Origin of the sequence: Micromonospora sp. NPDC093277, from assembly GCF_044765245.1 — a bacterium.
Taxonomy (GTDB): Bacteria; Actinomycetota; Actinomycetes; order Mycobacteriales; family Micromonosporaceae; genus Micromonospora.
In genome coordinates, this window is record NZ_JBIWJO010000005.1 from 418,433 (window position 1) to 440,968 (window position 22,536).

At 70.6% G+C, this 22,536-nt stretch carries 16 protein-coding genes; 10 read left to right on the forward strand and 6 right to left on the reverse strand.

Translation table 11 applies throughout. The features are described from left to right. The first annotated feature begins 181 nt into the window (after positions 1-181). The 4 genes from ACIRG9_RS14135 to ACIRG9_RS14150 all read left to right on the forward strand — a co-directional run bounded on the left by ACIRG9_RS14135 (position 182) and on the right by ACIRG9_RS14150 (position 6,795). Entirely contained in the window at positions 182-1,744 is a 1,563-nt protein-coding gene (locus tag ACIRG9_RS14135; RefSeq protein ID WP_402854870.1) for a xylan 1,4-beta-xylosidase, read from the forward strand. Next, a complete protein-coding gene (locus ACIRG9_RS14140) occupies positions 1,741-2,430 on the forward strand; it encodes a hypothetical protein (protein ID WP_402854872.1) in 690 nt (229 codons plus the stop codon). Before ACIRG9_RS14135 ends, ACIRG9_RS14140 begins: the two co-directional genes overlap by 4 nt. 156 nt (positions 2,431-2,586) lie before the next feature. After that, the gene (locus tag ACIRG9_RS14145; RefSeq protein WP_402854874.1) at positions 2,587-4,620 is read left to right on the forward strand and encodes a beta-galactosidase; all 2,034 of its coding nucleotides are present in this window, start codon (positions 2,587-2,589) and stop codon (positions 4,618-4,620) included. 36 nt (positions 4,621-4,656) lie between these two features. Next, positions 4,657-6,795 (forward strand): alpha-glucuronidase, encoded by a 2,139-nt coding sequence (locus ACIRG9_RS14150; protein WP_402854876.1) that lies wholly within the window; start codon positions 4,657-4,659, stop codon positions 6,793-6,795. A gap of 78 nt (positions 6,796-6,873) precedes the next feature. On the opposite strand, the gene ACIRG9_RS14155 is transcribed toward ACIRG9_RS14150, so the two are convergent. Genes ACIRG9_RS14155 through ACIRG9_RS14170 form a run of 4 tightly spaced genes read right to left on the reverse strand, consistent with a single transcriptional unit; the run spans position 6,874 to position 12,400 of the window. Then, positions 6,874-9,192 carry a glycoside hydrolase family 3 N-terminal domain-containing protein gene (locus tag ACIRG9_RS14155; RefSeq protein WP_402854878.1) on the reverse strand — a complete coding sequence of 773 codons (2,319 nt, stop codon included), beginning with the start codon at positions 9,190-9,192 and terminating at the stop codon, positions 6,874-6,876. A gap of 39 nt (positions 9,193-9,231) precedes the next feature. Further along, positions 9,232-10,098, reverse strand: a complete 867-nt coding sequence (locus tag ACIRG9_RS14160; protein WP_402854968.1) for a carbohydrate ABC transporter permease — start codon at positions 10,096-10,098, stop codon at positions 9,232-9,234. Then, on the reverse strand, positions 10,095-11,093 hold the full coding sequence (locus ACIRG9_RS14165) for a carbohydrate ABC transporter permease (RefSeq protein ID WP_402854879.1): 999 nt from the start codon (positions 11,091-11,093) through the stop codon (positions 10,095-10,097). Before ACIRG9_RS14165 ends, ACIRG9_RS14160 begins: the two co-directional genes overlap by 4 nt. Continuing rightward, positions 11,090-12,400 carry an ABC transporter substrate-binding protein gene (locus tag ACIRG9_RS14170; RefSeq protein WP_402854880.1) on the reverse strand — a complete coding sequence of 437 codons (1,311 nt, stop codon included), beginning with the start codon at positions 12,398-12,400 and terminating at the stop codon, positions 11,090-11,092. The genes ACIRG9_RS14165 and ACIRG9_RS14170 overlap by 4 nt, the downstream gene beginning before the upstream one ends. A gap of 139 nt (positions 12,401-12,539) precedes the next feature. Here ACIRG9_RS14170 and ACIRG9_RS14175 point away from each other — a divergent pair, with 139 nt between their 5' ends. Then, positions 12,540-13,544, forward strand: coding sequence for a LacI family DNA-binding transcriptional regulator (locus ACIRG9_RS14175; protein WP_402854881.1), 1,005 nt, complete (start codon positions 12,540-12,542; stop codon positions 13,542-13,544). Between the two features lie 30 nt (positions 13,545-13,574). Here ACIRG9_RS14175 and ACIRG9_RS14180 read toward each other — a convergent pair whose 3' ends face one another. Continuing rightward, positions 13,575-14,594: a LacI family DNA-binding transcriptional regulator gene (locus ACIRG9_RS14180; RefSeq protein ID WP_402854882.1), complete on the reverse strand. Its 1,020-nt coding sequence runs from the start codon at positions 14,592-14,594 to the stop codon at positions 13,575-13,577. A gap of 357 nt (positions 14,595-14,951) precedes the next feature. Here ACIRG9_RS14180 and ACIRG9_RS14185 point away from each other — a divergent pair, with 357 nt between their 5' ends. The 4 genes from ACIRG9_RS14185 to ACIRG9_RS14200 all read left to right on the forward strand — a co-directional run bounded on the left by ACIRG9_RS14185 (position 14,952) and on the right by ACIRG9_RS14200 (position 20,426). Beyond that, positions 14,952-16,577 carry a glycoside hydrolase family 43 protein gene (locus ACIRG9_RS14185; RefSeq protein WP_402854883.1) on the forward strand — a complete coding sequence of 542 codons (1,626 nt, stop codon included), beginning with the start codon at positions 14,952-14,954 and terminating at the stop codon, positions 16,575-16,577. A 144-nt stretch (positions 16,578-16,721) separates the two neighbouring features. Then, positions 16,722-17,915, forward strand: coding sequence for an endo-1,4-beta-xylanase (locus ACIRG9_RS14190; RefSeq protein WP_402854884.1), 1,194 nt, complete (start codon positions 16,722-16,724; stop codon positions 17,913-17,915). A gap of 484 nt (positions 17,916-18,399) precedes the next feature. Continuing rightward, the gene (locus ACIRG9_RS14195) at positions 18,400-19,833 is read left to right on the forward strand and encodes an endo-1,4-beta-xylanase (protein ID WP_402854886.1); all 1,434 of its coding nucleotides are present in this window, start codon (positions 18,400-18,402) and stop codon (positions 19,831-19,833) included. 134 nt (positions 19,834-19,967) lie between these two features. After that, entirely contained in the window at positions 19,968-20,426 is a 459-nt protein-coding gene (locus ACIRG9_RS14200) for a hypothetical protein (RefSeq protein ID WP_402854888.1), read from the forward strand. 62 nt (positions 20,427-20,488) lie between these two features. Here the strand turns inward: ACIRG9_RS14200 and ACIRG9_RS14205 are convergent, their stop codons facing one another. After that, entirely contained in the window at positions 20,489-21,274 is a 786-nt protein-coding gene (locus ACIRG9_RS14205) for an SGNH/GDSL hydrolase family protein (RefSeq protein ID WP_402854889.1), read from the reverse strand. Positions 21,275-21,580: 306 nt separating this feature from the next. On the opposite strand from ACIRG9_RS14205, the gene ACIRG9_RS14210 reads away from it, so the two are divergent. After that, entirely contained in the window at positions 21,581-22,531 is a 951-nt protein-coding gene (locus ACIRG9_RS14210; protein WP_402854890.1) for an EamA family transporter, read from the forward strand. Positions 22,532-22,536 lie beyond the last annotated feature (5 nt).

The following is a 22,536-nucleotide window of genomic DNA, read 5'->3' on the forward strand; positions in this document are numbered from 1 at the left end:
CCCCAGACTGCCCCCCCACAACCCGAAAAACCTGGGCCCACCTCCCTCCCCCACCAAACCCCCCGCCCCCGCGCCCCCCCCCCCCCCCCGGCCCCCCCGGGGGGGGGGGGGGGCGGGGCGCGGCCCCCCACCGCGGTGGCAGGACCGGCCGGCAAGGGCCCGGTCGGAGGAGAGGAACGTAATGCGGATCGTCGTACCGGAGCAGGCCACGGGCCGGCTGACCGACGCGTGGCGGGCCTGCGTCGGCACGGGCCGGTTCGAGCTGGCGCTCCGGCGTGACTACCAGGAATCATTGGCCCTGGTCCAGCGGGAGATCGGCTTCCGGCACATCCGTGGGCACGGGCTGTTCAGCGACGGCACCGGCGTCTACCGGCCCTACGAACACCAGGGGTCACGCCGGGTGCGGTACGCGTTCACGTATGTCGACCAGGTGATCGACGCCTACCTCGAACTCGGCATCCGGCCCTTCCTGGAGCTGGGCTTCATGCCCGCCGCTCTCGCCTCCGGAGGTCAGACCATCTTCTGGTGGCGCGGCAACGTCACCCCGCCGAAGTCCTGGACGGAGTGGGCCGACCTGGTCCGGGCCACCCTGCGTCACCTCGTCGATCGCTACGGGCTCGACGAGGTACGCACCTGGCCGATCGAGGTGTGGAACGAGCCCAACCTCACGGTGTTCTGGCAGAACGCCGACCAGGACGCCTACCACCGGCTCTACGAGGTGACCGCGCAGGCGGTCAAGGAGGTGGACGCCGCGCTCCAGGTCGGCGGCCCGGCCATCTCCCCCGGCTCGGACGAGTGGCTGATGCCGTTCGCCGAGTTCGTCACCGCCCGCTCGGTGCCGGTCGACTTCGTCAGCCGGCACGCGTACACCTCCGGACCCGCCCAGCACGTGCCGTTCGGCACCCACCAGACCCTGATGCCCGCGTCCAGCCTGCTGGACCAGTTCGCCAGCCCGCGACGGCACCTGCAGGGCAGCTCGCTGGCGGAGCTGCCGGTGCACATCACCGAGTTCAACTCCTCCTACCGGCCCGACAACCGGGTCCACGACACCGCCTTCAACGCCGCGTACCTGGCCCCGGTGGTGGCCGCAGGCGGCGATCTCGTCGACTCCTTCTCCTACTGGACCTTCAGCGACATGTTCGAGGAGGAGGGGGTGCCGGCCTCGCTGTTCCACGGCGGGTTCGGCCTGCTCACCCACCGCCAGATCAAGAAGCCCACCTACCATCTGTACGCGTTCATGGCCCGCCTCGGCGACGAGGTCCTCGCCCGCGGCGCGGACCACCTGATCACCCGGGACGCCACCGGCCGGGTCGCCGTGCTGGCCTGGGCGCCGGTGGACGCCACCGGAGACAGCCCGGGCCCGGAGCGGCACACCGTGCGCCTGTCGCTGCCCGTGGGTACGGCCCCGGCGGGCGCCGCGTTCCTGCTGCGCTCGTCGGTGAACGAGGAGGAGGGCAACGCCTGGACGGCGTGGTGCGAGATGGGCCGCCCAGCCTCCCCCACCGACCGCCAGCTGGACAACCTGCGGGAGGCCGCCGAGCCGGTCCGGCGACACGCCCGACTGCCGATCGAGGGCGGCCGGGTCGAACTGGACCTGCACCTGTCCCGGCACGAGGTGACCCTGGCCGAGCTGACCGCGGTGGTCGACGAGACCCCACCATGGTGGGACGACGACCGGCTGCTCGGCCGTACCCCCGGCGACGCGCCACCGCGCGGCGGCGGGACCGACAAGGAGGCGGCGTGAGCAACGTCCTCGGAGCGCGACGCCAGTTCGGCGACGGGCCGCTGTCCCGCGCCGCGTCGCAGATCTACACCGTGCTGGTGGTCGAGGTGCTGTTCCTGGTCACCACCGCGCCCGGCCTGGTCGCGCTGATGCTGCTGGAACGGGACGCCAGCAACCTCCCGCTGGTCGCGGCCTGCGCGCTGCCGCTCGGCCCGGCCGGGTCCGCCGCCCTGTACGCGCTGCACCATCAGCGTCCTGACCTGACGGAGCTGCACCCGGCGCGCGCCTTCTGGCGCGGCTACCGAGCCAACGTCGTCGACGTCCTGCGGATCTGGGTCCCGCTGCTGCTGTGGCTGGCCGTCATCGCGGTGAACCTCGCCCACCTGCCGGCCGCGGGCGTCCCCGGTTGGTGGGCGGTGCCGCTCGTGCTGGTCGGGGCCGGCGTGACCCTGGTCGGGGTCAACGCGCTGGTGATCACGTCACTGTTCTCCTTCCGGTTCCGCGACGTGCTGCGGCTGGCCCGGTACTTCCTCGTCCACACCCCCTCGGTCACCCTCGGCAACGCCGGCCTGCTGGTCGCGGTCGCCGCCCTGACCGTGCTCACCTCAGAGGCGGTGGTCGCGGCGCTGGGCGCGGTCCTGGCGCTGGCCCTGCTGACCGGCAGCCGCCCGATGATCACCACCATCCGCAAGGATTTCGTGGCATGAGCAAGCGACAGCGAGCGAATCATCAACACAGCGCTGTGGTGCCTCATGACGGCACGCAGCGAAGCGGAGTGCCGGCATGAGCAAGCGACAGCGAGCGAATCATCAACACAGCGCTGTGGTGCCTCATGACGGCACGCAGCGAAGCGGAGTGCCGGCATGAGCCTGCCAGTGGTCGCCAAGGTGCCCTTCGGGGGCGACTACAACCCCGAGCAGTGGCCCGAGCCGGTGTGGAAACAGGACTACGAACTCTTCGAGCTCGCCCGGATCGACACCGTCACGCTCGGCGTCTTCGACTGGGCGCTGACCCAGCCGGCCCCGGACGTCTACGACTTCTCGCTGCTGGACCGGATCGTCGAGCGGGCCACCGCCGAGGGCCGCAAGATCTGCCTGGCGACCGGGACGGCGGCCCACCCGCCGTGGCTGGCCCGCCTCCATCCAGAGGTCACCCGCGTCGACTTCGAGGGGCGCCGGCACGGGTACGGGCAGCGGCACAACTCCTGCCCCAGCTCCCCGGTGTTCCGCCGGCTCTCCGCCGAGCTGGCCCGCCGCGTCGCCGCCCGGTACGCGGCCAACCCGTCGATCGTGGCCTGGCACGTCGGCAACGAGTACGGCGGCGCCTGCTACTGCGAGTTGTGCGCCGCGGGCTTCCGGGACTGGCTGCGCCGCCGCTACGGCAGCCTGGAGGCGCTGAACACGGCCTGGTACACCACCTTCTGGTCACACACCTTCACCGACTGGGACCAGATCGAACCGCCGTCGGCCCTCACCGAGCACTGGCGCGGCCCCGATCACACCGCCTTCCAGGGCATCACCCTCGACTACCTCCGCTTCTCCTCCGACGCGATGCTGGCCAACTTCCTCGACGAGAAGGTGGCGATCCGCGAGTCCAGCCCGGACGTGCCGGTCACGACCAACTTCATGGGCATGTACCGCCCGATCGACTATCACCGCTGGGCACCGCATCTCGACTTCGCCTCGTGGGACAACTACCCCCCGAACGACGACTCCCCGGCGTGGATGGCGCTGAGCCACGACCTGATGCGGGGCCTCAAGGACGGCCAGCCGTTCTGGTTGATGGAGCAGACCCCGAGCCACACCGCCTGCCGCGACGTCAACCCGCTGAAACGGCCCGGGGTAATGCGGTTGTGGAGCTGGCAGGCGGTGGCACACGGCGCCGACGCGGTGCTGTTCTTCCAGCTCCGGGCCTCCCGCGGGGCCAGCGAGAAATACCACGGCGCGGTCATCGGTCACGCCGGCCGGGCCGACACCCGGGTATTCCGGGAGGTCGCGCAGCTCGGCGCGGAGTTCGACCGCCTCGGCGGGGCGACATTGGGCGCGCGGACCCCGGCGCGGGTGGCGCTGCTGTTCGACTGGGACAGCTGGTGGGCGCTGGAGATCTCCGACGGCCCATCCCGCCTGGTGCGCTACCAGCAGGTCGTCCTGGCGTACCACCGGGCACTCTGGGACGCGGGGGTCGACGTCGACGTGGTCGCGGTGACCGCGGACCTGTCCCGCTACGACGTGGTCGTCGCGCCGGCGCTGCACATGCTCAAGGGCGACCTGCCGGGCCGGCTGGCGGAGGTGGCCGCCCGGGGCGGGTCGGTGGTCACCACCTTCCTCTCCGGACGGGTGGACGAGAACGACAACGCCTTCCTGATGGACGTGCCCGGCCCGCTCGGTGAACTGACGGGCGTACGCGTCGACGAATGGGACGCCCGCGGACCGGAGTTCGCCAACCCGGTGCTGCTGAGGGCGGGCACCGACCAGGTCGAGGTGACCTCCCGGCTGCTGTTCGAGCTGGTGATCCCCCAGGGCGCGGAGGTGGTCGGCACGTACCAGGCCGACTTCTACGCCGGCACCCCCGCCGTCACCAGGAACATCGTCGGCGACGGCGAGGGCTGGTACGTCGCGGCGGGGCTGGATCAGGAGGGCATCTCCTGGGTGCTCCACCAGGTCCTCGACCGGCACCAGTTGGCCGGCCCGTACGCGGAGGTGCCGGACCTGGAGACCGCCGTCCGGGTCACCCCCGACGGGGTGCGACTGCGTTTCCTGCTCAACCACCGCGCGGACACCGTCGAGGTGACCGCGTGCGCCAGCGGGGTCGACCTGCTGACCGGCGACCGGGTCGAGGGGGGCCAGCTGGTCCGGCTCGACCCGCGGGGAGTCATGGTCGTGCGTGAGGACGGCTGAGGTCCGCGTGATCGACCCACTCGATCGGGAGGTCCTGTGAACACCGTACTGCCGAACGACGTCCACGCCGCCTGGCTGCCGCCGGAGGCGTTCCGTGCCCTCGGTTCGCGCCGCAGTCTGGTCTGCGGCGAGGGCACGATCGTCGACACGGTACGCGACGAGATAGCCCACGCCTGCGCCCGGTACGGCGGCAGCATGGACCAGCCGCACCCCCGGCCGGACGCGCGGCCGTCCGACGACCGGTCGGCCGCCGGCACCTCGTTCGATCTGGTGCTCGCGCTGGTCCCGGCCGGTCTCCTGCCGATCGCCGCGGCGGCGGTCGACGTCGTGTACCGGCGGCGGCACGGGGCGGGCGCGCTCGGCGAGGAGGGTTTCCTGCTGGCCCGGCACACCGAGGTCACGGTGGTGCTGGCCGAGGCGCCCGCCGGGCTGCTCTACGGCCTGTTCCACCTGGTCCGGCTCGGCGAGTCGGCGTTCGGGCTCACCCGCCCGATGGAGCTGCACCGTCCGACGATGCGGCTGCGCATGCTCGACCACTGGGACAACCTCGACGTGCACCCGGTGATGGGGCAGGTCGAGCGCGGCTACTCAGGCGGATCGATCTTCTGGCAGGACGGCGCGCGGCGGGAGGACCTGACCCGGGTCGGGGCCTACGCACGGCTGCTGGCCGCCTGCGGCGTCAACGCGGTCTCGGTGAACAACGTGAACGTGCACGGCACCGAGGCGCGACTGCTGACCGACCGGCTCAACGACGTCGCCGCGATCGCGGACGTCCTACGGCCGTACGGGATCCGGGTGCACCTGTCGGTGAGCTTCGCCGCGCCCGTCACCCTCGGCGGCCTGCCGACCGCGGATCCGCTGGACGACGGCGTGCGGGGATGGTGGGCCGATGCCACCAAGCGGGTGTACGAGAGCGTCCCCGACTTCGGCGGCTACGTGGTGAAGGCGGACTCCGAAGGGCAGCCGGGCCCGTTCGGGTACGGGCGCAGCCATGCCGACGGCGCGAACGTCCTCGCCGACGCGTTGGCCCCGTTCGGGGGTCTGGTGCACTGGCGCGCCTTCGTCTACAACCATCGGCAGGACTGGCGCGACCGGTCGACCGACCGGGCCCGCGCCGCCCATGACCACTTCGTACCGCTGGACGGCCAGTTCCGGGACAACGTGATCCTGCAGGTCAAGCACGGTCCGATGGATTTCCAGACCCGGGAGCCGGTCTCCCCGGTGATCGCGGCCATGCCCGGCACGCGCCTGGCGGTGGAGCTGCAGGTGACCCAGGAGTACACGGGCCAGCAGCGCCACGTCTGCTACCTGGCCCCCTGGTGGAGCGAGGTGCTCGGGTTCGCGCCGTGGGGCGAGGACGGGCCGACCGTGGCCGCTGTGGCGGCCGGCGGTTCGGCGGGCGACGCGACGGACGGCAGCGCTTCCGTCGACGGCGGTGGCCTGGTCGCGGTCTCGAACGTGGGCGACGACCGGTTCTGGACCGGGCACCCGCTGGCCCAGGCGAACCTGTACGCCTTCGGCCGGCTGGCCTGGGACCCCCGGCTGGACCCGGTGGCGGTGCTCGACGAGTGGATCGAGCTCACCTTCGCGGCGTCGGCGCCGGGCGGCTTCGGGCTGGTACGCCGGACCCTGCACACGATCATGAACGACTCCTGGCGGACCTACGAGCGGTACACGGCGCCGCTGGGCGTCGGATTCATGGTCCATCCCGGCGATCACTACGGACCCGACGTTGACGGGTACGAGTACAGCAGGTGGGGCACCTATCACTTCGCCGACCGGGACGGCGTCGGCGTCGACCGGACCCGGGCCTCGGGCACCGGATTCACCGGCCAGTTCCCGCTGCCCTGGCGCGACGTGTACGAGTCGGTCGAGTCGTGCCCGGACGAGCTGCTGCTCTTCCTCCACCACGTCCCCTACGGGCATGTGCTGCACAGCGGGTCGTCCGTCATCCAGCACATCTACGACACCCACTTCGCCGGGGTGGAGGAGGTGGTGGCGATGCGTCAGCGCTGGGAGCGGCTCGCCGGAGTGGTCGATCCGGGCGTGCACGAGCGGGTGCGGGAGCGCCTCGACGAGCAGGTGCGGTGCGCGACGGAGTGGCGGGACCAGATCAACACGTACTTCTTCCGCAAGTCGGGGGTGCCGGACGCCCACGGCCGCCAGATCCACTGAGCCGGCCTCGGGACCAGACGGAAAGGGTCCGCCGGCCGTCCCCAGAGGACGGCCGGCGGACCTTCTCGACCTCCTCGCTCAGCTGAGCTCGGACGTCGTCCAGCGCGCGGAGGCGTTGGTGACCGGCACGGTGTCACCGACCAACGTGGTCGACGCCTGCGTGTCCCGCTGGGCGCTCGTACCGACCCAGAGTTCGACGTCGCCGGGCTCCACGACCCGGGTGAGCGTGCGGTCGGCGAAGGCCAGGCGGGTGGTGGGCACCGTCAGCTCGACCGTGACGGACTGGCCCGGCTCCAGGTGGACCCGCCGGTATCCGAGCAGCTGCGCCACCGGTCGGGTCACCGAGGCCACCAGGTCGCGGCCGTAGAGCTGGACCACGTCGTCGCCGGCGACCGCGCCGGTGTTCGTCACGCGTACGGTCACCGGCAGCGCCCCGTCGGTCGGCACCGTGGCGGGCACGGTCAGTCCGGCGTGCTCGAACGTGCTGTAGGACAGGCCGTGGCCGAACGGCGCCGCGGGCGTCGACGACAGGTTGGTCACCTCGTTTCCCTCGCCGAGCGTGGGATGCAGGTACGAGTACGGCTGTGCCCCCGCGGAGGTGGGCAGGCTGACCGGCAGCTTGCCCGACGGGTTTACCCGCCCGGAGAGCACGCCCGCGATCGCGCCGGCGCCCTCCTCCCCCGGGAAGAACGCCTGCACCACGGCCGCGCACCGCGCCAGCGCCCAGTCGACCGCGTACGGCCGGCCGGTGAGCAGCACGAGGACGACCGGCGTGCCCGTCGCCAGTACCGTCTCGATGAGCTCGCGCTGGACCCCGGGCAGTTCCAGGTCGTCGCGGTCACAGCCTTCGCCGACCGTGCCGCGCCCGAAGAGGCCGGCGTGGTCGCCGACGACCAGTACGGCGACGTCGGCGGCGGATGCCGTGGCGACGGCCTCGTCGAATCCGGACCGGTCGTCGCTGTCCACGTCGCAGCCTCGCGCCAGGATGATGTGATCGGCGCCGAACTCGTCCCGCATCGCGTCGAGAACCGTCGGCACCTCGATGCCGGTGTCCACGTCGGGGTGCTGGACGAGCACGTGGTTGAGGAAGGAGTAGCACCCGAAGAGCGCGCCCTGGCGGTCGGCGTTCGGGCCGATGACCGCCACGCGCCGGCCCGGGGCCAGCGGCAGCATGTCCCGGTTGGCGACCAGGACGATCGACTTCTCCGCGAGGCGGCGGGCGATCGACCGGTGCTCGGGCGAGTCGAGGTCGACCGCCTGGGGCGGCTCGTCCGTGAAGGTGGCGTCGAGCAGCCCGAGGTCCAGCTTCTGGCGCAGGACCCGCAGCACGGCCCGGTCGATGAGCGCCTCGTCGAGCTTGCCGGCCCGCACCGTCTCCCGCAGGGTCAGGTAGGCGTCGCCGGTCGGCAGTTCGATGTCGACACCGGCGGTCAGCGCCTGCCCGGCCGCCTCCGCGTGGTCACCCGCCACGTGGTGCAGCAGGTTCAGGAACGCCACCCCGTAGTAGTCGGCCACCACCGTGCCGTCAAAGGCCCACCTGTCCCGCAGCACGCCGGTCAGCATCGTCGGATCGGCGGCGACGGGCACGCCGTCGATCTCGGCGTAGGAGTGCATGACGGAGCGCGCGTTGCCGTCGAGGATGGCCATCTCGAACGGGATGAACAGCACGTCGGCGAGTTCCCGCGGGCCGGCGTGGACCGGGGCGAAGTTGCGCCCGGCACGTGAGGCGGAGTAGCCGGCGAAGTGCTTCAGGGTGGCGTGCACCCCCTGGGACTGCAGGCCACGCACGTACGACGTGCCGACGGTCCCGACCAGGTAGGGGTCTTCGGCGATGCACTCGTCGACCCGGCCCCAGCGCGGGTCACGGATCACGTCGAGCACCGGGGCGAGCCCCTGGTGGATGCCCAGGTCCCGCATCGAGGCCCCGATGGCCGCGGCCATCTCGGTGACGAGTTCGGGATCGAACGCGGCCCCCCAGGCCAGTGGTGTGGGGAAGGTGGCCGCCTTCCACGCCGAGAGCCCGGTGAGGCACTCCTCGTGGACGATCGCCGGTATGCCGAGCCTGGTGCCCGTCACCAGGTCCGACTGGAACTTCCACAACCACGACGCGCGCGCCGCGGCCTCGACCGGGCGGGTGCCGTAGGCCCGGGTGAGATGCCCGAGACCGTGCCGGGAGAAATCCTCGAGCTTGACGACGTCGCCGAACTCGCCCTGCAAGGGTGCGACGGCCTCACCGTCCTCCTTCTCCCAGAACCCGACGAGCTGTGCGACCTTCTCCTCGATCGTCATCCGCCCGAGCAGCTCACGTACGCGAGCCTCGCCGTCCTGCCCGTCCGGCCGGTCGTGGACCGGACCGGCCTGCGCCGGCCGGTCCACCGCCCCGTGGACCTCAGTCATGCTGTGCCTTTCCTTTGGTTGTGCTGGTACCGCTGTCGGTCAGCCCTTGACCGCGCCCTGCAGGCCACCGACGATCTGCTTCTCGGCGAACGTGAAGAAAAGCAGTGCCGGCAGCATCGCCAGCGACGTGAAGGCGAGGACGCCCGCCGTGTCGGTGGTGTACTGGCTTGAGAAGTTCTGCACGCCCAGCGGCAGGGTGTGCAGGTTGACGTCGCCGAGGACGAGCAGAGGCAGGAGGAACGCGTTCCAGCTTGCCACGAACGCGAGGACCCCGACGGTGACGAGCGCGGGCCGCGACAGCGGCAGCACGATGCGCCAGAGGAAGCCGAGCCGGCCGGTGCCGTCGATCGCGGCGGCGTCCTCCAACTCGCGGGGGATGGCCGACAGGAAGGGACGCAGGATCACGATCGTCAACGGCAACGAGAAGGCGACCTGCGGGAGGATCACGGCGTAGTAGGAGTTGGTCAGGTTCAGGTCGCGCAGCATGAGGTAGAGCGGCAGGATCGCCGCCCCGGCCGGGAAGAGCAGCCCGAGGGTGAAGAAGGTGTAGAGCCCCTCCCGCCCGCGGAAGGTGTACCGGGCGAGCACGAACGCGGCGCAGACCCCGAGCACGACGACGCTGAGCGTCGTGCCCAGGGCGATCACCGCGCTGTTGAACGCCTGCTGCCAGAAGTTGCTCTGGGTCAGCACCCTGGCGTAGTTTTCCCAGACCCAGGGATCGGGCATCCCGGCCGGGTCCGCGACGATCTGCGGGGTGGTCCGGAAGCCACCGATGATCACGTAGAGCACCGGAGCGATCGACACGGCCGCGACCGCGAGCGCCAGCGCGTAGGTCAGCGGTGTGCTCCACGGCACCGGGCGGCGATCGGCGGGCCGGGAGAGAACGGTGTTCGCGGCCACGGTCAGTTCACCCTTCCGGTGGTGGCGCCCTGGAGGTCACGACGCAGCAGGAAGCGCTGGAACAGCAGCGCCGCGACGAACGAGATGACGAAGAGGATCACGGCGATCGCGTTGCCGTAGCCCCACAGCCGGGCGAAGAAGCCGTTGTCCACCATGTACGTGGCCATGGTGGCGGACGCGCCGAGCGACCGTACCGCGGGCACCGAGGTCACCCAGATCACGTCGAAGACCTGCAGCGAACCGATCATCGACAGGAACATCCAGATCCGGATCGTAGGGCCCAGCAGCGGGAGCGTGATGTGGCGCTGGATCTGCCACCAGCTGGCGCCGTCGATCGCGGCGGCCTCGGTCAGCTCGTGCGGCACGTTCGACAGGCCGGCGAGCAGAAGGATGATGGCGAAGCCGACGTACTTCCAGGTGAGGACGAACAGCATCGTCCAGATGACGACGTCGAGGTCGGCCAGCCACGCCTGCACCATGCTGCCCATTCCCAGCGACTGCAGCAACGCGTCGAACGAGCCGCCGTCGGTGAGGATCAGCTTCCACATGATGCCGACGGTGACCTCGGCGAGCACGTAGGGCACGAACACCAGCAGGCGGAACAGGCCGCGCCCGCGGAAGCGGCGGTTGAGCAGCAGCGCGATGCCCAGGGCGATGGGACCCTGGATCAGCAGCGACCCGAAGACAATGAGGGCGTTGTTGCGCAACGCGTCGAGGAAGATCGGGTCCTGGAAGGCGAGCTTGTAGTTGTTGAAACCGACGTACTCGGTAGGCGGGCCGACCCCGCGCCAACGGAACAGGCTGTAGTAGACCGCGAAGCCCATCGGTACCAGCACGAACATCACGTACACGGCGATCGCCGGGGTGGTGAGCCCGATGATCTCGTACCACTTGCGTCGGGTTCCGGCCGCGCGGGAGGACGAACGTCCGGCGCGCCGGAAGCCCGCCGGCGGCGCGTCCGCGCCGCCGGCGGGGTTCAGGGTTGGGTGGGTGGAGGTCACTTGCTCGCGGCCGACTTCATTGCCGAGACGACCTGGTCAGGCTTGCCGGTGCCCGCGAAGATGGCGACGATCCCGTCGTTCATCGCGTTGCCGACGGTGCTGCCGTAGGCCGTGTCCAGCCAGAGCTGCACGTAGGTCGCGCTGGACGTGGCCTCCAGGATGGACTTCAGGGCCGGGTCCGAGACGCCGCCTTCCGCGCCCTTGGCGACGGGCAGGCCGGTGCCGGTCTCGGCGTAGCCCTTCTGCACCTCGGGGCTGACGATGTACTTGAGGAACTCCACGCACTCGGCCGGGGCGTTCTTGGCGCAGGAGAACCCGTCACCGCCGCCCAGGGCCGCCTTCGGGTCACCGGCGGAACCGGCGATCGCCGGCACGGGGAACCAGCCGAGGAACTTGGCCAGGGCCGCCTTGTCCGCGGCGACGGTCTCCAGGGTGCCCTTGTTCCAGTCACCCATGAGCTCCATCGCGGCCTTGCCGTTGGCGAGCAGACCGTTCGCGCTGGTCGGGTCGTTCTGGCCCGGCGTGGCGATGAAGTTGGGCTGGAACGGCTTGGTGTCGATGAACTTCTTCAGGTCCTCGCCGGCCTTCACGAAGCACGGGTCGTCGAAGACGCGGTCCTTGGACGCCTTCTTCAAGGTGTCGGTCGAGCAGTCGCGCAGCGCGAAGTTGTACCACCAGTGCGCGGCCGGCCACTTGTCACCGGCGCCAACGGCGATCGGGATGACGTTGATGGCCTTGAGCTTCGCGACCGCGTCGTTGAGCTCATCGAACGTGGTCGGCGGAGCCGCGATGCCCGCCTTCTCGAACATGTCCTTGTTGTACCAGATGCCCTCAATGCCCATCCGGAACGGCAGACCGTACTGCTTGCCGTCGACCTGCCAGATCTCGGCCGCGCTGCCGATGTTGGCAACCTCGCCCTTGACCTGGTCGGTGATGTCCTTGAGGTAGTCGGCCTCCACCTGCTCGCGGATCTCGCCACCGCCCCACGCCTGGAAGATGTCCGGCGGGTCGCTGGTCAGCAGCGCGGCAGGGAGCCGGGTGCGCTGGAGCTGGTTCGTCTCGATCGCCTCGATCTCGATCTTGACGGTCGGGTGGAGGGCGGAGAAGTCCTTGGCGACCTTCTCCCAGTAAGTCTTGCCAGGCCCGTCCTGCGAGGCGTTGTGCCACCAGGTCAGGGTCACCGGGTTCTTGTAGAGCTCGCTCGCGTTGGACGCTTCTTCCTTGTCGCCGCTGTTACAGCCGGCGGCAAGGAGCGCGCTGGTCGCGATCAGCGCTAGGACGGCGCCGGTGCGGCGCTTCATCGCCATTGATTTCTCCTCGACTAGCAGTCGCGGTACTCGGCCTGACGGGGAGTTTTACAGCCGTGTAACTCGATGTCAATCGGTATCGATAACGTTTTCGACTCGGCCGGTGGCCTGCGGCTCGAGGGCCTCTATCATCGTCGGCGTGGTGTTTCCCCAGCGCGTGAAGATGTCGGACGTGGCGCGTACCGCCGGCGTCTCCGTGGCAACCGTGTCCAAGGTTGTCAACGGGCGATACGGCGTCGCGCAGGCGACCGCAGCGCGCGTCCAGCAGGTCATTCGCGAGCTCGGGTACGAGGCCAGCCTGGGCGCGCAGAGCCTGCGCAGCCACCGCACGAACGTGCTGGGCATCCTGGTCGCCGAGTTCGAGCCGTTCTCGACCGAACTGCTCAAGGGGGCCTCCCGGGAGGTCGCCGGCAGCGGCTACCAACTGCTGGCCTACTCCAGCGGCGACGGCGAAGGCGCGGCCATAGGCTGGGAACGGCGGTCGCTGGCCCGCCTGTCGGGAACACTCATCGACGGGGCCGTGATCGTCACGCCGACCGTGGTCGAGACCAAGCACGGCTTCCACGTGGTGGCCGTCGACCCCCACACGGGCCCGTCCGGCCTGCCCACCGTCGACTCCGACAACTTCGCCGGCGCCGTGCTCGCGACCAACTACCTGCTCGGTCTCGGCCACCGCCGGATCGGGCACATCAGCGGCCGCCCCGACCTCGAGTCGGCACGCCTGCGCGAGGCCGGCTTCCGCAAGGCCATGGCCGACGCCGGCGTGCCGGTGGACGAGCGGCTCGTACGCATCGGCGGATTCCGGATCGAGAGCGCCGCCGGCACCGCCGCGGAGCTGCTCACGCTCCCCGACCGGCCGACCGCGATCTTCGCGGGAAACGATCTCTCGGCGATCTCCACGATGGCCACCGCCCAAAGCATGGGCCTCACGGTGCCCGACGACCTCTCCGTGATCGGCTTCGACAACGTCCCGGAGTCGGCGCTGGTCAACCCGCCGCTCACGACGATCATGCAACCGCTGCAACGGATGGGCGCCGAGGCGCTGCGCCTGCTCATCGACCTGATCGGCGGCGTCGAGCGCGACACCCACATCCAGCTGCCCACCGAGCTGGTCATCCGCGCATCCTGCCGCCCCCACCCGTGACCAGGACGATCCTCGCCGCTCCATCGGGAATCAGGCGACCAACGAGGCGGCGCTGTCGCGGACGATGAGCTCGGTCGCCAGCTCCACCCGCGGGCTCTCGATCCGCTCGCCCTGCGCCAGCCGCAGGACCGTTCGAGCGGCGAGCAGGCCCATCTCGGCAAGGGGCTGCCGGACGGTGGTCAGCGGCGGGGAGCACCACCGGACCTCCGGCAGGTCGTCGAAGCCCACGACACTGATGTCGTCGGGCACCCGCAGGCCGCGTTGCCGTACCGCCTCGTAGACACCGAGGGCCATCTGGTCGCTGGAGGCGAAGATGGCGGTGGGCGGTTCGGGCAGACGCAGCAGATGGTTGCCGCCGGTGAAACCGCCCTCGTGATAGAAGTTGCCCTGATAGATCAGCTTGTCGTCGACGCTGAGGCCGGCGGTCTCCAGCGCCGCCCGGTAGCCGTCGAGGCGCGCGCGGCTGCACATCAGCTGCGGCGGCCCGGCGATGAAGCCGATCCGCCGGTGACCGAGACCGACCAGGTACTCGGTGGCGCGCAGACTGCCCACCCAGTTGGTCGCGCCGATCGTGGGCGCCTCCTGCGGGGGCACCCCGGTGGGGTCGACGATGACGACGGGGATGTTGAGGCGGCGAAGTTCGGCCTGCAACGGCGGCTCGAGGGTGGAGGTCACGAAGATGACCCCCTCGGTGGAGCGGGTGCGCATGTTGTCCAGCCACTGCTTGGCCGACGAGCTGCGCCGGTGGATCGCGGACACCACGGTGCCGATGCCCGCCGCGTGCGCGACGTCCTCGACCCCACGGATGATCTCGACCGCCCACGGGCTGTCCAGGTCGTTGAAGACCAGGTCGATCAGGCCGGAGCTGGCCCGCATGCTCGGCGGGCGCCGGCGGTAGCCGTGCCGAGTGAGCAGCTCCTCCACCCGTTCCCGGGTCTGCGGCGAGACGTCGGAACGGCCGTTGATCACCCGCGAGACCGTGGGCACCGAGACGCCCGCCAGGCGCGCGATCGCCGCGATGGTGACTTTCCGGGAATCGTCCGAGGCCACGGGTCGCCCTTTCGTCATCGATCGAGCCCACGACGGGCATGTCCCCGGCCCGGCCGCGGCAGGGGTGGGGTGTCGGGTGGCTGCCCGCCCCACGGACGGCGTCCACCTGCTCTGGCCGGTGCGGCCATGTTCCCTCCCCGCGCGTGCCGTCGAGGCGCTCGACTGCGGAACGCGACCCCGGAACTTTCGGTCGGGTGCCGGTATTTCTGTCTGGTTGCGGGCACGTTATGACGCGGCACGTTCCGGGTCAAGGCTCTGTCGAATCTCGACCTGAACCGATACGGTGGGCGGGATTTCTGAAACTTCCGGCCATCCTTTCCGGAAGCCTGTCGGAGGACTCGACCAAAGGAGCCGTACATGTCGACCGAGACCGCAGACGTGGCCACCACCGCCCGGTCGATCCGAAACCCGGTCCTCACCGGCTTCCATCCGGACCCGTCGATTCTGCGGGTGGACGACGACTACTACCTGGCCACCTCCACCTTCGAGTGGTACCCGGGCGTCCGCATCCACCGCTCCCGCGACCTGGTCCACTGGCGCGCACTGGGCGGCATCATCACCAACCGTCGCCTGCTGGACCTGCGCGGCTGCGGGGACTCCAACGGCGTGTGGGCACCCGATCTGACGTACCACGACGGCCTCTTCCACCTCGTCTACAGCGACGTCGCCAGCTTCGCCAGCGGCTACTGGGATCCGCAGAACTACCTGGTCACCGCCCCGGATATCAGCGGGCCATGGTCGGACCCGGTGAAGCTGCACGCGCACGGCTTCGACGCCTCGCTGTTCCACGACTCCGACGGCAGTACCTGGCTGCTGAGCATGAGCGCGGACTGGCGGCCGGGGCGTGACCGCTTCGGTGGCATCGAGATCCAACGCTACGACCGCGAGCGGCACCGGCTGGTCGGCGAGCCCCGGATCATCTTCCGCGGCACCTCGGCCGGCCTGACCGAGGGACCGCACCTCTACCAACGGGACGGCTGGTACTGGCTCGTCACCGCCGAGGGTGGCACCAGCTGGGAACACCAGGTCACCGTCGCCCGGTCACGGCATCTGCACGGCCCGTACCTGGCCGACCCGAACGGTCCGCTGCTCACCTCCGTCGGCCGTCCCGAGCTGCCGCTGCAGAAGGCCGGCCACGGCAGCCTGGTGGAGACCCAGCACGGTGACTGGTACCTGGCCCACCTGGTCGGGCGCCCCTACTCGCCGTTGGGCAACTGCGTGCTCGGCCGGGAAACCGCGATCCAGAAGGTCGACTGGCCGATCGGCGAGTGGCCCCAGGTCCCCGGCGGGGTGCCCGCCGAGGCCATTCCCGCACCGGACCTGCCCGCGCACCCCTGGCCGGACGAGCCCGCGACCGACCACTTCGACGCCCCCCAACTGGCCGCGTGCTGGTCGACGCTGCGCCGCCCGGCGGACCCCACCTGGCTCGACCTGCGGACGCGCCCGTCACACCTGCGTGTGTACGGCGGACAGTCGCCGGTCGGCAAGCAGACACCGAGCCTGGTCGGCCGGCGGGTCGGCGCGCCCCGCTGCACGCTGGAGACCGTGGTCGAGTTCGATCCCCTCAACCACCGGCATCTGGCCGGCCTCACGGCCTACTACAACACCATGAACTGGTACTACCTCTACCTGACCCGGGCCGACGACGGCCGGGCGGTGCTGGAGTTGCTCAGCAGCGACCAGGGCCGGCGGTCCGCCCACCCGGACCTCACCGTCGATGTCGCCGACGCCGCCCGCGTCGGCCTGCGGGCCGAGTTCGACGGGCCGGTGGTGCGCTTCGGCTACGACCTCGGTGCCGGCTGGCGGGAACTGCCGGTGGAACTCGACGCGACGATCCTGTCCGACGAGCACGCCGCGATGATCATCGCCGGTGAGCCGGCGGCCTGGGGTTTCACCGGCGCCTTCCTCGGCCTGTGGGTGCAGGATCTCGGCAACGACGGCGTCTACGCCGACTTCGACCACGCCACCTACGTCGAACACTGATCCGCGGCAAACCGACGTGGACCGTCCTGACCCGACATCGGCGAGCCGGCCGGTGCCGCCGGCGTCGGTCCGCGCCGGTGGCACCCGCACCACCCCACGTTCCCCTGCCGTCGACCCTGTCGACCCCGTTCCCGGAAGGACACCATGAAGCTGAGACGCTGGCTCGCCGCCGGCGCGGTCGCCGTCGCGACCGCCGCCACCCTCAACGTCGCCCCCGCCACGGCGGGCCGCCCCTACGATCCCGCCGCGCAGAGCCTGCGCGACCTGGCCAAGAACCACGGCCTGTACCTGGGCACCGCGGTCGACATGGACGTCCTCCACGACGCCACGGACCCGCGTTACCGCGAGCTCACCGGGTCGGAGTTCTCCACTGTCACCGCCGAGAACGCGATGAAGTGGGAAAGCCTGGAGCCGACCCGCGGCCACTACAACTGGGGACCGGCCGACGAACTCGTCGCCTTCGCCCGCAAGCACGACCAGCGGGTACGCGGGCACGTGCTGGTCTGGCAGAACCAGCTGCCGGGCTGGCTGACCAGCGGCGTCGCGGACGGCTCGATCAGCAAGGCGGAGCTGCGCGGGATCCTGCGTGACCACATCACCAAGGTGGTGACCCACTTCAAGGGCAGCATCTGGCAGTGGGACGTCGTCAACGAGGCGGTCAGCGACCCCTGGGACACCCCGTCGACCCTGCACTACAAGGGCTTCTGGGCCGAGCACCTGGGGCCCGACTACATCGCCGACGCCTTCCGTTGGGCCCGCGCCGCCGACCCGAAGGCGCTGCTGTTCTACAACGACTACAACATCGAGGCCTTCGGCTCGGGCAACGCTGCTGACGACAAGACCCAGTTCGTGTACGAGATGGCCCGCGACCTGCTGGCCAAGCGAGTGCCGATCGACGGCATCGGCAGCCAGGGCCACCTGGGCACCCAGTACGGCAACTACGACACCCTTCAGGTCGTCGACGCGCTGAAGAAGTTCGCGGGCCTGGGTCTGGCCACCGCGTTCACCGAGGTCGACGTGCGCAGCCAGCTCACCGCGGGGGTCCAGGCGGGCGACGAGGCCGAGATCAACCCCCGACTGCAGGCGTCCGCGTTGAACTTCAGCATTCTGCTGCGGGCCTGCCTGGCCGAACGGCACTGCCTGTCGTTCACCCTCTGGGGCTTCACCGACCGGCACTCGTGGGTGCCGGGCTGGTTCTCCGACCCGCCGGAGGGCCTGGCCACCGTGTACGACGAGAACTACCAGCCGAAGCGGGCGTACCAGGAGATGAAGGCCGACCTGATCTTCGCGGGTCCGCCCTACGTGCTGCCCCGCGCGGTCCAGTCGCCGCGGAAGTAGTCGCCGACCGACGACGGGGTGGTCCTGCTGACCGCCCCGTCGTCAACCGCCCCGGGCGGCAGGCCGCGCACCCACCGGAAGGGCCTTACCGGAAGTTCCGGAAGTCCGTCCACTGCCGCAGTACCGCCGCCGGCGGTGGGTCGGGCCCACTGGTGGGGCTCCGGGCGACATCACCTCGCCCGGGCTCCGCACCAGGCCACATCGGATCCCACCGCGCCGGGCAGTTCGACGCGCCGGTCGCCTCGCCCGCCGCACGACGCCCGCTCACAGGCATCAGCGGATGCCTGATGCGACGCGATGGCGAGTTGAGAATTCAGTACCGTCCCGGTACTTTTTCGGGAGAGATGACTTTCGATCAGCTCACGGTGGACGGGAGACGATCCCGGCACGCGCGGCCCCGGGCAGCCGCGCAGCGAGCCGACCACCGTGGCGGGCAGCGGTCGAAGCACCTTCGTGATCCACACAACTACGGAAAGGCTTCCTGATGGACAAGGTGCTAGCCCGCGGCAGCGGGAGCTCGGTGGCCCGGCCACGCGCGCGTACCGCCCTCGCGATCGCGGTGGCCGGTGCGGCGGTGGTCGCCGGGACGGTGGCGGTCGCGTCCAGCGCCAGCGCCGGCACGACCCTGGGTGCCTCGGCGGCGGAATCGGGCCGCTACTTCGGCACGGCGGTGGCGGCGAACAAGCTGTCCGACAGCACGTACGTCGGCATCTTGAACCGCGAGTTCAACATGGTCACCCCTGAGAACGAGATGAAGTGGGACGCCACCGAGCCGTCCCAGGGCCAGTTCAACTACAGCAACGCCGACCGCATCGTCACCCACGCCCAGACCAACAACATGCGGGTGCGCGGCCACGCCCTGGCCTGGCACTCGCAGCAGCCCGGCTGGGCGCAGAACCTCAGCGGCACCGCGCTGCGTCAGGCGATGACCAACCACGTCACCCAGGTCGCCACCCACTACAAGGGCAAGATCTACGCCTGGGACGTGGTGAACGAGGCGTTTGCCGACGGTGGGAACGGCGCCCGCCGCGACTCGAACCTGCAGCGCACCGGCGACGACTGGATCGAGGTCGCCTTCCGCGCCGCCCGGGCCGCCGACCCCGGCGCCAAGCTCTGCTACAACGACTACAACACCGACGGGCAGAACGCGAAGTCCAACGCCGTCTACGCGATGGTGCAGGACTTCAAGTCCCGGGGCGTGCCGATCGACTGCGTCGGTTTCCAGTCCCACTTCAACCCCAACTCGCCGGTGCCCAGCGACTACCAGGCCAACCTGCAGCGGTTCGCCAACCTCGGTCTCGACGTGCAGATCACCGAGCTGGACATCGAGGGCTCCGGCACCGCCCAGGCCGACAACTACAACCGGGTCGTCAAGGCCTGCATGGCGGTGTCTCGCTGCACCGGCATCACCGTGTGGGGCATCCGTGACTCCGACTCGTGGCGGGCCAGCGGCACCCCGCTGCTCTTCGACGGCAGCGGCAACAAGAAGGCCGCGTACACCTCGACCCTCAACGCCCTGAACGGTGGCGGCACCACGCCGCCGCCCACCACCGCTCCGCCGACCACCGCTCCGCCGACCACCGCTCCGCCGACGACGGCCCCGCCGACCTCTCCGCCCCCGGGTGGTAGCGGCTGCACCGCGACCCTGTCGACCAACCAGTGGCAGGGCGGCTTCGTCACCAACGTCACCGTCCGGGCCGGCTCGAACCCGCTCAACGGCTGGTCCGTCACGCTGACCCTGCCCAGCGGCGCGAGCATCACCAACGTCTGGAGCGCCACGAACAGCGCCGCCAGCGGCAACGTGACGTTCCGCAACGTCGACTACAACCGCACCGTGGCCGCTGGGCAGTCGACCGAGTTCGGCTTCCAGGGCACCGGCAACGCGCCCACCGGCAACCCCACCTGCAGCGCGAGCTGAACCTACCCGGACGGGCCCGGCGCGGAATCACCGCGCCGGGCCCGTCCCCGTTTCGTCGGCCGGGGCGGAGAACGACGATTCCACCGGCATCCACTGACAGCCCGTGTCAGGGGTACGCCCCTACCGTGCCCGCCATGACGAACACCGATTTCGACTTCCTCGCCGGCCGGTGGAACAGCCGCCAGCGCCGACTGGTCGAGGTACTGGCGGGATGCGACGAGTGGTACGAATTCGACGCGACCCTGGACTGCCAGGTGCTGCTCGACGGCACCGGTGTCTTCGATGTGCTCCGCGCGCCGGAGCGCGACCTGGAGGGCCTCACCCTGCGGTTGTACAGCCCGCAGGAACAGCTGTGGCGGATCTGGTGGGCGGCCAGGACCAGCGGCGGCCAACTGGACGTGCCGGTCGTCGGCCGGTTCGACAACGGCGTCGGCACCTTCGAGTGCGACGACACCTGGCAGGGCACCCCGATCCGGGTGCGTTACCGGTGGTCCGAGGTCGACACCGCGAACCCCCGGTGGGAACAGGCGTTCTCCGCCGACGGCGGGCAGAGCTGGGAGGTCAACTGGGCGGCGACGTTCAGCCGCCCGTGACGTGACCAGCCGCGTCGCGGCCTGCGCCGGGGTGACGGACGCAGGCCGCGGCGTACGGCGGCTCAGGCGCGCAGCGCCGGCTCGACGAGGTTCGCGTACCCGATGTGCCCGTTCCGGTTCGGGTGGTACGACTCCCCGATCGGTAGGGACGTACCGTTGATCCATTCGACGGCGTCGCAGACGGCGTGCCCGGTGAACGGGCCGCGCGCGTCCACGAAACCGAATCCCCGCGCGTCGGCTCTGGCCTTGATGGTGGAGGCCAGCAGGTCGGCGGTCGCGTTCAGCTCGGCCTGCTCGCCGGGCGAGATGCGGGCGATGATGTTGCACTCCACGCCGTTGAACAGCCGCGGGTAGCCGACCACGACCACCCGTGCGTTCGGGGCGAGCGTGCGGATCCGGGTGTAGAGCTGGTCGAGCTGGCCGGGAAGCGTGTTGCGGATGTACGCCTCGGCCTTGTCGATGTCACCCCAGCAGGTGTACGGCCAGGGCTTGGCGCACTGCGTGATCACCGACGACCAGCCGATGTCGTTGCCGCCCACACTGAGGGTGACGTAGCGGGTGCTGGCGTTGAGGCTGCCCAACTGACCGTTGAGGACGTCGGGGACCTTCGCCCCGGCGCAGGAGGCGAAGGTGAGTGTGGCGCCGAGCCGGGCCGCGTCGAGCACGGGGTAGGCGTGCGGCGAACGCTGGCAACCGCTGTTGTCGTAGTACTCGCGGGTGCCGGTGCCGGAGGCGTACGAGTCACCGAGGGCGGTGTAGGTAGGTGCGGCGGCGTGCGCGGGTGGCGCGACCAGCACGAACGAGAGCACCGCCAGCAGGGGTATGGCGGCGCGGAGCGAAACACGCATGCGGGCTCCATCACGGGAGGGGTGAGTGGTGCGCACATCGTGACAGAAACATCGAAGAACATAAAGATCGATCCGCGCGTCGCCGTCGATCCCCGCTCAGCGACGGGAGGTCGACTGACGGCAGGTACCATCGCCGCGTGAACACCTACTGGCACGTCGTGCTGCCGCCCCTGTGCGCCTGACCGGGCGCACCCGCTGACGGCTTGATCCGCGACCCTCGCCGACCAACAGGCCGGCCAGGAGCAGTGTCGTGCGTCCGTTTCGAAGCCAGATCCCCGCAGGTATTCGACGACGGAGTTCACGACTGTGCCGACCCACGCCCCTTCCTCGGCCCGCCCCCGCCCGGCCCGCACCCAGCCACGAGCCCATGGCGCCGGCCCCCTCACCGGGCCGCTTCCCATCCTGGTCGCCGCCGCGTTATGGGGCACCACCGGGACCGCCAGCTCCCTCGCTCCGGCCGGAGCCCCGGCCGCGGCCGTCGGTTCCGCCGGTCTGGCCCTCGGCGGCCTGCTGCTGTTCGTCTCCACCCGAGGCGCCCACTCGCTTCCCAGGAGGTGCGCCCACGGCGAGCGGTGGCTGCTCCTGCTGGGCGCGGTGACCGTGGCCGGCTACCCGGTCACCTTCTACCCGGCCGTGACGCGCTCGGGAGTGGCCGTGGCCACCGTGATCGCGCTGGGCAGCGCACCGGTGTTCGCCGGCGTGCTGGCCTGGGTCACCCGGCAGGGCCGGCCGACCTCACGCTGGGCCTACGCCACCCTGACGGCGGTCATCGGCTGCACCGTCCTGGTCCTGGCCCCCGCCCTCGCCGACGGCACGGCGGCCATCGACCTCACCGGCGTGGCACTCGCCGCGCTCGCCGGACTGTCCTACTCCGGCTACTCGCTCATCGCGGGCAAACTCATCGCACGCGGGCATCCCTCGGGCGCGGTGATGGGGGTGATGTTCGGTGCGGCGGTGCTGCTGGTCCTTCCGGTGCTCTGGTACGGCGACCGGCAGTGGTTGCTCACCCTTCGCGGCGCGACGGTGGCCGGACACCTCGCGGTGGTCACCACCGTCCTCGCCTACCGGCTGTTCGGGTACGGCCTGCGGCACACCCCCGCGCAGGTGGCCACCACGCTGACCCTGGCAGAGCCGGCCGTCGCGGCGGCGCTCGGCGTGGCGGTCCTCGGCGAACGCCTGCCGGCCCTTTCCTGGTGCGGGCTGGTGGTGCTCGGCGTGGGCCTGGCCGTCCTCACGCCCACCCGGCGGCGCGCCTGACCCGG